The sequence below is a fragment of the Mycobacterium sp. PS03-16 genome (assembly GCF_004570325.1).
Classification (GTDB): domain Bacteria; phylum Actinomycetota; class Actinomycetes; order Mycobacteriales; family Mycobacteriaceae; genus Mycobacterium.
Map to the genome: position 1 here is coordinate 158,439 of NZ_SPQO01000002.1, position 10,861 is coordinate 169,299.

The following is a 10,861-nucleotide window of genomic DNA, read 5'->3' on the forward strand; positions in this document are numbered from 1 at the left end:
GGTATGGGTGGCTACCGCGCGTTGTTCGACGCCAGTATCGAAGACCCGTCGGCGTTTTGGGGCGAAGCCGCCAGGGCGGTCACCTGGACGCGGGAGCCCACCCGCATCCTCGACGACACCAACCCGCCGTTCTACCGGTGGTTCCCCGACGGGGAACTCAACACTTGCGCGAACGCGCTCGACCGCCACATCTCCGAGCGTGGCGATCAGGCCGCGCTGATCTACGACTCCCCCGTCACCGGCACCCAGCGCACCTACACCTACCGCGACCTGCTCGACCTGACCGCCCGCTTCGCCGGGGTGCTGCGCGGCCTCGGCGTCGCCAAGGGCGACCGGGTGGTGATCTACCTGCCGATGGTGCCTGAGGCGCTGATCGCGATGCTGGCCTGCGCCCGCCTGGGTGCGGTGCACTCGGTGGTGTTCGGCGGATTCGCCGCCCACGAGCTCGCCGCCCGCATCGACGACGCCCGCCCGACGGTGGTGGTGTCCGCGTCGTGCGGCATCGAACCGACCCGCACCGTCGAGTACAAGCCGATGCTCGACGCGGCGCTCGACATGGCGCAGCACACGCCCGCGGCGTGTGTCATCCTGCAGCGCGAACAGCACCCGTGCGGGCTGGTCGACGGCCGCGACCACGACTGGGCCGAGCTCATGGACACCGCGCAGCCCGTCGACCCGGTGCCCGTGGCCGCCACGGACCCGCTGTATGTCCTCTACACCTCCGGCACCACCGGTAAGCCCAAGGGCATCGTCCGCGACAACGGCGGTCACGCCGTCGCGCTGCTGTGGAGCATGCGCCACGTCTACGACACCCATCCCGGCGACGTGTACTGGGCCGCCTCGGACGTGGGCTGGGTGGTCGGCCACTCCTATATCGTCTATGCGCCACTGCTTCTCGGCGCTACCACCGTGCTCTACGAAGGCAAACCCGTCGGCACCCCGGATGCCGGCGCGTTCTGGCGGGTGGCCGCGGAGCACAAGGTCAAGGCGCTGTTCACCGCCCCCACCGCCGTACGCGCGATCAAGAAGGAGGACCCCAACGGCGAGCACATCGGCCGCCACGACCTCTCGGCGCTGGTCTACCTGTTCCAGGCCGGCGAGCGACTCGACCCCGGCACCTACGCCTGGGCGTCGGAGAAGCTCGGCATCCCGGTGATCGACCACTGGTGGCAGACCGAGACCGGCTGGGCGATCGCCGCCGACCCGATGGGTGTCGAACCCATGCCGGTCAAACCCGGGTCGGCGACCGTGCCCATGCCCGGCTACGACGTGCGCATCCTGCGCCCCGACGGCACCGCGTGCGACGCCGGCGAAGAGGGCGCGATCTGCGTGCGGCTCCCGCTGCCGCCGGGCACCCTGCCCACTCTGTGGGGCGACGACGACCGCTACGTCGCGTCCTACCTGTCGGCGTTCCCGGGCCACTACCTCACCGGCGACGGCGGCTACCTCGACGAGGACGGCTACCTGTTCGTGATGGGCCGCACCGACGACGTCATCAACGTCGCCGGCCACCGGCTGTCCACCGGGTCCATCGAGGCCGTGCTGGCCGCCCACCCGGCGGTGGCCGAGTGCGCGGTCATCGGCGTGGCCGACGACGTCCGCGGTCAGGTGCCGCGCGGATTCGTCGTCCTCAAGGCCGGCGCGTCGGGCGACGGGCTGGAAGCCGACCTGGTCGCCGCGGTGCGCGACACCATCGGCGCCGTGGCGTGCCTGCGGCAGGTCGACGTGGTCGCGGCGCTGCCCAAGACCCGTTCGGGGAAGATCCTGCGCAAGACGATGCGCGGCATCGCCGACGGCCGCGACGAGCCGCTGCCCTCGACCATCGAGGATCCCGCCGTGCTCGACGCCCTGCACCCGGTGCTGCGTTCCGGCGGCTGATCTGTTTGCGCGGTCCGTTGCCGGGTAATTGTGCGGTTCCACCCGAGGAAAGGGCTGCCATGTCAACGAACGAATCCTCCTGGGCCGTCCCGACGAAGGGCCGGTTCACCACTGCCGTGCAGAAAGCCGCCGCTGCCGTCGGCATCGTCTTCCTGCTCGTGGGCATCATGGGTTTCATCCCCGGCATCACCACGAACTACGACACCATGACGTTCGCGAGCCACCACAGCGAGGCCATGCTGCTCGGCATCTTCAATGTGTCGATCCTGCACAACATCGTGCATTTGCTGTTCGGCGTCGCCGGGCTGGCCATGGCCCGCACCTGGAACAGTGCGCGGCTCTACCTGATCGGCGGTGGGGTCATCTACCTGGTGCTGTTCCTGTACGGCCTGGTGATCGACCACCACAGCGGCGCGAACTTCGTTCCCGTCAACATGGCCGACAACTGGCTGCACCTGGCACTGGGCGTCGGCATGATCGCGCTCGGACTCGCACTGAGCCGCCGCGACACCGCACACACGGCGGGCCGCACCGCCCCACCGTCGGCCCGCTGATCCGCTCACCCATAGCGGCGGGCCGGTTAACCGGCCCGCCGCCCGGGTACGCCTGACTGCAGTTCCGTCAATATCGGGCGGCGAGGGAGGCGAAGATGGCGAAGCGACCGTTGATGGCCGTCCAGGGCGCCGCGTTGATCCTGGGCGCCGGCTACCTGCTGGTCGGCGTTCTCGGTTTCATCCCCGGCATCACCGCCGATCACCACGCACTGCAGTGGGCCGGGCAGGCCTCGGACGCCGAGCTGCTCGGCATCTTCGGAATCTCCGGTGTGCACAACGTCGTTCACCTCGTGCTCGGCGTCGCGGGGCTGGCGTGCGCCCGCACCTACGCCGCCTCCCGGGCATACTTTCTGGCCGGCGGGATCGCGCTGCTGGGTCTGTGGTTCTACCGGCTGGCCGCCCCGCACAGCGGCATCGCCGAACTGTTCCCGCTCAACCGCGCCGACAGCTGGCTGCACCTCGGGCTCGGCATCGTGATGGTGTTGCTGGCCCTCACGCTGGCCGCCCAGCACGACCCGACCAAGCCGCGCAACCGCGCGCGGAACCGCGCCCGGGCGGGCTCGCGATCCCGCGCCTGACCGTCAGGCCAGCGACAGCGCGATGCCGTCGAGGATGTCGTGCTCGCTGACCACCAGCTCGTCGATGCCCGCCCGCTCCCCTAATTCGCGGGCCAGCTCCTCGACGATGATCGCGCCGCCGCCGATCACGTCGACACGGCCCTCGTGCATCGGGCCCAGCGCGGCGCGCTGCTGACGGGTCATCGCGATCAGGTCGTCGCACACCTGCAGTAGGGCACGGAATCCCGTGCGGCTCAGGTGGATGGCATCGGAGTCGTAGGTGGTCATCTGATGGGCCAGCGCCGCGATCGTGGTCATGGTGCCGGCCACGCCGACCCACGTGCGCACCCCGGTGACCGGCACCTCGGTGAGCGCCTCGGCGAGCGCGGCGCGGATGACCGTACGCGCGTCGGCGACCTCGTCGTCGGTCGGCGGGTCGGAGTGCAGGCACCGCTCGGTCAGCCGGACGCAGCCGATGTCGGCCGAGAAGCTCGCCCGGACACCGGCTTCCGCGCTGTCCCCGACCACCACCTCGGTCGAGCCGCCACCGAGGTCGACCACCACGAACGGCCCCTGCGCCGGGTCGAGGCCGGTCACCGCGCCGCGGAACGACAGCGCCGCCTCCTCGGTCCCGGTGATCACCTCCGCGGCCGCGCCGTCGACCACCGCGCCGAGCACCTCGGCCGTCATCGCGAAGAAGTCGTCGCGATTGGCCACGTCCCGGGCCGCCGACGTGGCCACCATCCGCACCCTGGTCACGCCGTGGCTGGCCATCAGCTGCGCGTAGTCGCTCAGCGCCGCCCTGGTGCGGGCCAACGCATCCGGGGCGAACTCCCCGGTGGCGTCCACGCCCTGACCGAGCCGCACGATGCGCATCTCGCGGTGCACGTCGGTCAGCCCGCCGTCGGCGAGGTCGGCGATCAGCAGCCGGATCGAATTGGTGCCGCAGTCCACCGCCGCCACCCTGGTCACGTCCATGTCTCCTTGTCCACGATGCCCTGCATACCCGGTTCGGCCGCCAGGATCGCCAACGCCTCGTCGCCGAACGGGTTGACGCCGGGCCCCTTCGCCAGCGCGTGCGCGATCACCACGTGCAGGCACTTGACCCGGTCGGGCATCCCGCCGCCGGAGAACGTGGTCCCCAGTGGCTCGATCGCGTCGCGCTCGGCGAGGAAGGACTCGTGCGCGCGCCGGTAGGCCGCGGCGAGGTCCGGGTCCTGCCCGAGCCGCTCGGTCATCTCCCGCATCAGCCCCGAGGATTCCAGCCGGCTGGCGGCCGCCGTCAGCGCCGGGTGGGTGAGGTAGTACAGCGTCGGGAACGGGGTGCCGTCGGGCAGTCGCGGGGCGGTCTTGACGACGCCGGGTTCCCCGTTCGGGCAGCGGTAGGCGATCTCCAGGACACCGCGGGGCTCACGGCCCAGCTGCCGTGCGACGGCGTCCAGATCGGCGGGGTCAACCACCGGGCGGCGGGACCGGTGGTGGCGGACCGGGCGCAGGCGGCGGCCCCGGCGGCACGCCCGGTGCGATGGTCGGCGAAATGCCATGCGGCTCATCGGCAATGGTATGCCACAGCGACGTGTACCAGGGGTCGCCGGACGGCGCGGTCTCCGGCTGCGCCTCGGGGCCGCCGGGCGTCACCGCCCCCGGCGGCAGCTGCACTTGATACGGGATGTCGCCGGGTTTGACGAATCCGAGCCGTTCGCGGGCCTGCGCGGCGATGAACGCCGGGTCGGCCAACTTCACCTTCTGCTGTTCGAGCTCGGCGATCTGCGCGCGCAACTGTTCCTCGGTGGCCTTGAGCTGCTTCATCTCGGTGCGCTGCGCGAAGTACGTGCGCACCGGTCCGGCGATGGTCAGCGTCAGCACGCACACCACCGCGGCGAGGATCGCCGCACGCCGGGCCGCCGAGCCGAACCGCTGTTCGGACTGTTCCTCGGCGATCCGCTCGGCGCGGTGCGCGATCGCCCGGCCGACGGACTCGGACTCGGCCGGCTCCTGCTCGGGAGCCGGCCGCGCCTCGATGGCCCGCGGCTCGCGGCGCGGCGCCGACGTGCCCTTCGGGCGGCCCCGTCCCGCGCCGCCGGGCCGCCCTGGACGGGAGGCCGGGGACCGGCGCTTGGGATCGGGCCGCTTCGATTCGGGCACGAGCTATTTGGTCTCCACCGCAAAACGCGGGAAGGCCAGGTCACCGGCGTAGCGGGCGGCGTCGCCGAGGGTCTCCTCGATACGCAGCAGCTGGTTGTACTTGGCGACCCGTTCGCTGCGCGCCGGTGCACCGGTCTTGATCTGACCGCTGCCGACCGCGACGGCCAGATCGGCGATCGTGGTGTCCTCGGTCTCACCGCTGCGGTGGCTCATCATCGTGCGGTAGCCGCTGTTGTGGGCCAGCGCGACGGCGTCGAGGGTCTCGGTGAGCGTGCCGATCTGGTTGACCTTCACCAGCAGCGCGTTCGCCGCCCCGCGCTCGATGCCCTCTTCGAGGCGCTCGGGGTTGGTGACGAACAGGTCGTCGCCGACGAGCTGCACCCGGTCACCGATCAGGTTGGTCAGCGCGACCCAGCCGTCCCAGTCGTCCTCGGACAGCGGATCCTCGATCGACACCAGCGGGTAGGCGTCGAGCAGGCCGGCGTAGAACTCGGCCATCTGCTCGGCGGTGCGGGTCTGCTTCTCGAAGCTGTAACCCGTTCCGTCGGTGTAGAACTCGGTGGCCGCCACGTCGAGCGCCAGCGTCACGTCGCTGCCGAGCGTGAAGCCGGCCGCCTCGACCGCCGAGGCGATCAGGTCGAGCGCCGCGGTGGTGCCCGCGACGTCGGGGGCGAACCCGCCCTCGTCGCCGAGCCCGGTGGCCAGGCCCTGCTTCTTGAGCACCGCCTTCAGCGAGTGGTACACCTCGGCGCCCCAGCGCAGCGCCTCCTTGAACGACGGCGCGCCGATCGGGGCGACCATGAACTCCTGGACGTCGACGCCGGTGTCGGCGTGGGCGCCGCCGTTGAGGATGTTCATCATCGGGACGGGCAGGATGTGCGCGTTCGGCCCGCCGATGTAGCGGAACAGCGGCAGACCCGCCGACTCGGCGGCGGCCTTGGACACGGCCAGCGAGACACCGAGGATCGCGTTGGCGCCCAGCCGCGACTTGTCCGGGGTGCCGTCGAGGTCGAGCAGCGCCTGGTCGATCAGCCGCTGGTCGTCGGCGCTCATCCCGATGACCGCCGGGGCGATCTCGTCGAGCACGGCCTGCACGGCCTGGTCGACGCCCTTGCCGCCGTAGCGGGGCCCGCCGTCGCGCAACTCCACGGCCTCGTGCTCACCGGTCGAGGCGCCCGAGGGCACGGCCGCCCGGGCGAAGGTGCCGTCGGTCAGGGCCATCTCGACCTCGACCGTCGGGTTGCCGCGGGAGTCGAGGATTTCGCGGGCTCCGACCTGCTCGATGATGGGCACGGGCGTTCTCCTTGTGTCCTGGTGGTCCGGTTTCGCGATGCGCCCATCAGCCTAGATGCTGCGGCCTGCGACGGCGCCACCCGGAGGCGTCACTACAGCGAGCGGCCTTCGGCGTACGCGGTCGCCCAGTCCCGCACGGTGCGGGCGTACTGCTCGGAGTAGTTGTAGGCCCGCAGCGCGTTCATCCAGCCCCGCGGCGTGGACAGATCCTTCCCCGCATAGCAGAGGTATCCGGCGGCCGACAGCGCCGCGTCGTCGATGTTGTCCGGGTTGACCTTGCCGTCCCCGTTGGCGTCCACGCCGTAGAGCCGCCAGGTCTCCGGGATGAACTGCATCGGACCCATCGCGCGGTCGAGCTCCGCGTCGCCGTCCATCTCGCCCGCGTCGGTGTCGGTGATCTTGAGGTTGCCGCTCGACCCGTCCAGCCGCATGCCGCGGATCGGCGGCGTCACCTCACCGGTGGTGGCGACCATCGCCCCGCGGTACTCGCCGTGGTGGCTCTCGACCATGCCGATCCCGGCCAGCGTCGTCCACGTCAGATGGCAGTCCGGGTTCTCGACCTCGGCGACCCGGGCGGCATAGGCGTAGGCCTCCAGCGCGGTCACCGGGATGCCGAGCTGCGGCGCCCGCTCCGCGGCCCACTCGTGCAGCGCGTCGGCGCCGCGCCCCTTGGCGTAGGTGTCGACGGCGGGCACCGGGTCACCGGTCGGCGGCGGCACGCCTTCCGGGATGGGGGTGCCGACCTGCCACGAGCAGCTCGACGCGAGGAGCAGCACCGTGGCGAGCACGACCGCCGCGACCTTCACGCCGCGCCTTCTGAGCGGTTCCGCACCCGGAGCGGGACGGCCGACAGCGCTGGTCGCGCTTTGCGGGGCCGACGTCCGAGTCGACACGCTCCCCTCGTCAGACAACGCACTCCCTCAACCGACTTCCGTCGCACCATCCTCCCATGCGACGGGACTTACCCGGCCGAACTGGGGCCGTGGCGAGGTTGCTGGAATGCGCCCGCATCCCTTCCCCGGACAACCACTCGCCGTCCGCCAGAGTATCCGCCCCGCGGAGTGCGGCGGCGGATCAGCACGACGAGAAGTCAATCTTTTAGGTATGCCTACCCTCCTTCAGGGTGTGCGGGTACTGTTCGACCGTCTATACGAGGAGGATCGATGGGACGGCATCTCGCCTGGCAGGTACCGGTCGCGGCACTGGCGTTGGCCCTGGCCGGTTGTTCCGGTGACAGCGGTGGATCGGCCGGCGAGACCGAGAGCTCCGCCGCCACCTCGACCTCGACGTCGGCCGCCGCGGCGCCCAACCCGGAGGCCGACAAGGCGGCCGCCGAGTATAAGGCGTACGCGGTCGCGCAGACCGACGAACTCGTCGGCGCGGTCAAGGCGCTCACCGACGCCGTCCGCGCCGGGAACCTGCAGGCCGCCCAGGACGCGTACGCCCCGTCGCGGCTGCCGTGGGAGCGCATCGAGCCGCTGGCCGGGCTGGTCGAGGAGATCGACGGCAAGGTCGACGCACGCGTCGACGACTTCGCCGGCGTCGACGATCCCGCGTTCACCGGGTGGCACCGCCTCGAGTACCTGCTGTTCTCGCAGAACACCACCGAGGGCGGCGCGCAGTTCGCCGACCAGCTCGACGCCGACATCGCGACGCTGCAGCAACAGATGCCGTCGGTGGAGGTCACGCCGGTCGACGTGTCCAACGGCGCCGCCGAACTGATCGAAGAGGTCTCCGAAGGCAAGATCACCGGCGAAGAGGACCGCTACTCCAAGACCGACCTGTGGGACTTCGACGCCAACCTGCAGGGATCGCAGGCTGCGGTGAACCGGATGGCGCCCGCTCTGGTGCAGGCCGACCCCGCGCTGCTCGGCAAGATCGAGGCCGGGTTCTCGGAGATCTTCGCGACGCTGGGGCCGCTGCGCCGCGGCGAGGGCTGGGTGCTGTTCTGCACCGAGAACGACCCCTACCCGTCGCCGCGCTGCCCCGAGGTGACCGTCGACCCCGCGACCATCGACACGCTCAAGGCCCAGCTGGCCGGCCTGTCGGAGAACCTGTCGCAGGTGTCCGGGGTGCTGAAGCTGACGTGACCCGAGGTTCGCGGCGCCCCGGCCTGTCGCGCCGCTCGTTCGTCACCGGCGCCCTGGGCACCGGCGCCGCCGTCGGCGTCGGCGCCGCGGTGTCCGGGTGCTCGGACGCACCGCCCGCCGCGGCCGCCGCCGCGGCGCGGTTCGTCCCGTTCGAAGGACCGCACCAGAGCGGCATCACGACGCTGCCGATCCCCGAGCAGGGCCTGCTGGCGTCGTTCAACGTGCTGTCCCGCGACCGGGCCGGGCTGGCGGCCACCCTGGCCGAACTGACCGACGAGATCCGCGGGTTGATGGCCGGCCGGCCGCCCGAGGTGCGCGATCCGGCGTTCCCGCCCGTCGACTCCGGCATCCTCGGCGAGAAGCCCCCGCCGGACAACCTGTCGATCGTCGTCGGCGTCGGGGCCTCGCTGTTCGACGATCGCTTCGGGCTGGCCGAACGCAAACCGCGCGAGCTGGTCACCATGCCGTTTCTGGCCAACGACCGGCTCGACCCGAAGCTCTCCCACGGTGACCTGTCGATCATCTTCGAGGCCGGCCACAACGACACACTGCAGTTCGCGCTGCGCCAGCTGATGCGGCGCACCCGCAGTCACCTGGTGCTGCGCTGGATGGTCGACGGCTACGCCCGCGGCATCGGCGCCGGCTCGGTGGAGCAGGCCACGACACCGCGGAACCTGTTGGGGTTCAAAGACGGAACGGCCAACCTCGACGTCGAGGACGGTGCGCTGATGGACCGCCACGTCTGGGTGGGGCCGGGCGACGGGGAACCGGAATGGGCGGTCGGCGGCTCGTACCAGGCCGTGCGCATCATCCGCATGTTCGTCGAGTTCTGGGACCGCACCCAGCTGGTCGAGCAGGAGGCGCTGATCGGACGCACGAAGGTCAGCGGCGCCCCGCTGGGCCTGGACGGCGAGTTCACCGATCCGGACTACGCGTCCGATCCCGACGGCACCCGCATCCCCCTCGACGCGCACATCCGGCTGGCCAACCCGCGCACCCCCGAAACCGACGAGAACCTGATCCTGCGACGGGGTTTCAACTACTCGCGCGGCTTCGACGGGGCAGGCCGGCTCGACCAGGGCCTGGCGTTCATCTCCTATCAGCGCAGCCTCGACAAGGGCTTCCTGGCGGTGCAGCGCCGCCTGACCGGTGAACCGCTCGAGGAGTACATCATGCCGGTGGGCGGCGGGTTCTTCTTCATCCTGCCCGGGGTCACCGCACCCGACCGGTTCCTCGGTGATCAGCTGGTCGGCTGATCGTCCCGCGGTTCGTCGGTCTGCGCGAGCGCCTCTTCGGTGCTGACGTCGTCGGCGGCGACGGGAACCTCTTCGGCTTGTGCCTCATCGGGCTCGGGCTCGGATGCCGGCTCCTCGGCATCGGGTCGGGGCGCTTCCGACGGCCCCGCCGGCCAGTGCGCCCGCCACTCGTCCTCGGAGATCTCCCCCAGCGTCGCGCTGTCGAGTTCCTCGGGCACGTCGTCGCCGCGACGCGCGGCCGCGACCGCGTGCTCGACGTCGCGCACGGTGTCCATGAATTCGAGAACCGCTGAGCGCAGATCATTCTCGGCATCGGTGCCGGCGGTGATGGTGACCGTGGTCAGCGCCGCCGGGATCAGGTCGGCCGGCAGCCCGGCCTGCGTCACCCGTGCAATCACCTTCTGCGCCAACGCGAGAGCGGGTTGTGCGGTGGGCACGTCGTCCATCGACGAGCCGCGCGTCTTCTCCGCCTTCTTGCGCTCCTCCCACTGCGCCAACTGATCCTCGAGCGAGATCGACTCGCCCGCAAGCACGGCGGGCACGCGGTTGCCGAGTTTGCGGACCAGCGAGTCCGCGACGTCGTCGATGCCGAACGGGCGCTGTGGGGCGTCCTCGGCGATGCGGGCGTGGAACAGCACCTGCAGCAAGACATCGCCGAGTTCGTCGCGCAGTTCGTCGGCGTTGCCGCCGCGCACCGCGTCGAAGACCTCGTAGGTCTCCTCGAGCAGATAGCGGCGCAGCGAATCGTGGGTTTGCTCGCTCTCCCACGGCCCCGCGGTGCGCAGCTTGTCCATCATCGCGACCGCGTCGACCAGTCGCTCACCCGGCTGCGGGTCCGGCGCGGAGATCAGCCGGTCACCGGCGGCCAGGCGGGACCGGACCGCGGGATGGCCCGGATCCGACGACAGCAGCACCGGCGCCGCCGCGTCGTCCGCCGCGCCGGACAGCCACGGCCGCGCCGACGGCAGCGACCACGGCACCTTGATCGGCATCTCCTCGGTGTACTGCACGTCACCGGCGAGCAGTTCCACGGCCTCGACCGGGACCAGGGCGGGACGACGCGGATCGACCAGGACCACCGTCATCGC

General features: G+C 71.2%; 11 protein-coding genes. 5 read left to right on the forward strand and 6 right to left on the reverse strand.

Annotated features, from left to right (window positions below):
• Positions 1-3 precede the first annotated feature (3 nt).
• The 3 genes from E4P42_RS02300 to E4P42_RS02310 all read left to right on the forward strand — a co-directional run bounded on the left by E4P42_RS02300 (position 4) and on the right by E4P42_RS02310 (position 3,010).
• A complete protein-coding gene (locus tag E4P42_RS02300) occupies positions 4-1,878 on the forward strand; it encodes a propionyl-CoA synthetase (protein WP_135122726.1) in 1,875 nt (624 codons plus the stop codon).
• A 59-nt stretch (positions 1,879-1,937) separates the two neighbouring features.
• Positions 1,938-2,432, forward strand: a complete 495-nt coding sequence (locus tag E4P42_RS02305) for a DUF4383 domain-containing protein (RefSeq protein ID WP_135122727.1) — start codon at positions 1,938-1,940, stop codon at positions 2,430-2,432.
• Between the two features lie 95 nt (positions 2,433-2,527).
• Positions 2,528-3,010: a DUF4383 domain-containing protein gene (locus E4P42_RS02310; protein ID WP_135122728.1), complete on the forward strand. Its 483-nt coding sequence runs from the start codon at positions 2,528-2,530 to the stop codon at positions 3,008-3,010.
• 3 nt (positions 3,011-3,013) lie between these two features.
• On the opposite strand, the gene E4P42_RS02315 is transcribed toward E4P42_RS02310, so the two are convergent.
• The 5 genes from E4P42_RS02315 to E4P42_RS02335 form a co-directional block, all read right to left on the reverse strand.
• Positions 3,014-3,967 carry a Ppx/GppA phosphatase family protein gene (locus E4P42_RS02315; RefSeq protein WP_135122729.1) on the reverse strand — a complete coding sequence of 318 codons (954 nt, stop codon included), beginning with the start codon at positions 3,965-3,967 and terminating at the stop codon, positions 3,014-3,016.
• Entirely contained in the window at positions 3,958-4,449 is a 492-nt protein-coding gene (locus E4P42_RS02320; protein WP_135122730.1) for a DUF501 domain-containing protein, read from the reverse strand. The genes E4P42_RS02315 and E4P42_RS02320 overlap by 10 nt, the downstream gene beginning before the upstream one ends.
• Positions 4,442-5,134 carry a septum formation initiator family protein gene (locus E4P42_RS02325; protein ID WP_135122731.1) on the reverse strand — a complete coding sequence of 231 codons (693 nt, stop codon included), beginning with the start codon at positions 5,132-5,134 and terminating at the stop codon, positions 4,442-4,444. The genes E4P42_RS02320 and E4P42_RS02325 overlap by 8 nt, the downstream gene beginning before the upstream one ends.
• Positions 5,135-5,137: 3 nt before the next feature.
• Positions 5,138-6,427 carry a phosphopyruvate hydratase gene (gene eno / locus E4P42_RS02330; RefSeq protein WP_135122732.1) on the reverse strand — a complete coding sequence of 430 codons (1,290 nt, stop codon included), beginning with the start codon at positions 6,425-6,427 and terminating at the stop codon, positions 5,138-5,140.
• A 92-nt stretch (positions 6,428-6,519) separates the two neighbouring features.
• Positions 6,520-7,233, reverse strand: a complete 714-nt coding sequence (locus tag E4P42_RS02335) for a lytic transglycosylase domain-containing protein (RefSeq protein WP_135122733.1) — start codon at positions 7,231-7,233, stop codon at positions 6,520-6,522.
• A 357-nt stretch (positions 7,234-7,590) separates the two neighbouring features.
• Here E4P42_RS02335 and E4P42_RS02340 point away from each other — a divergent pair, with 357 nt between their 5' ends.
• Positions 7,591-8,517 (forward strand): EfeM/EfeO family lipoprotein, encoded by a 927-nt coding sequence (locus E4P42_RS02340; RefSeq protein ID WP_135122734.1) that lies wholly within the window; start codon positions 7,591-7,593, stop codon positions 8,515-8,517.
• The gene (locus E4P42_RS02345; RefSeq protein ID WP_135122735.1) at positions 8,514-9,773 is read left to right on the forward strand and encodes a Dyp-type peroxidase; all 1,260 of its coding nucleotides are present in this window, start codon (positions 8,514-8,516) and stop codon (positions 9,771-9,773) included. Before E4P42_RS02340 ends, E4P42_RS02345 begins: the two co-directional genes overlap by 4 nt.
• Here the strand turns inward: E4P42_RS02345 and E4P42_RS02350 are convergent.
• Entirely contained in the window at positions 9,758-10,858 is a 1,101-nt protein-coding gene (locus E4P42_RS02350; protein ID WP_135122736.1) for a nucleoside triphosphate pyrophosphohydrolase, read from the reverse strand. The two genes, E4P42_RS02345 and E4P42_RS02350, sit on opposite strands and share 16 nt — an antisense overlap.
• Positions 10,859-10,861 lie beyond the last annotated feature (3 nt).

What these genes read in the sequence shown, in the direction of transcription:
- E4P42_RS02300 (WP_135122726.1), top strand. Translation starts at nt 4, where the DNA reads ATGGGTGGCTACCGCGCGTTGTTCGACGCCAGTATCGAAGACCCGTCG.
- E4P42_RS02305 (WP_135122727.1), top strand. Translation starts at nt 1,938, where the DNA reads ATGTCAACGAACGAATCCTCCTGGGCCGTCCCGACGAAGGGCCGGTTC.
- E4P42_RS02310 (WP_135122728.1), top strand. Translation starts at nt 2,528, where the DNA reads ATGGCGAAGCGACCGTTGATGGCCGTCCAGGGCGCCGCGTTGATCCTG.
- E4P42_RS02315 (WP_135122729.1), bottom strand. Translation starts at nt 3,967, where the DNA reads ATGGACGTGACCAGGGTGGCGGCGGTGGACTGCGGCACCAATTCGATC.
- E4P42_RS02340 (WP_135122734.1), top strand. Translation starts at nt 7,591, where the DNA reads ATGGGACGGCATCTCGCCTGGCAGGTACCGGTCGCGGCACTGGCGTTG.
- E4P42_RS02350 (WP_135122736.1), bottom strand. Translation starts at nt 10,858, where the DNA reads ATGACGGTGGTCCTGGTCGATCCGCGTCGTCCCGCCCTGGTCCCGGTC.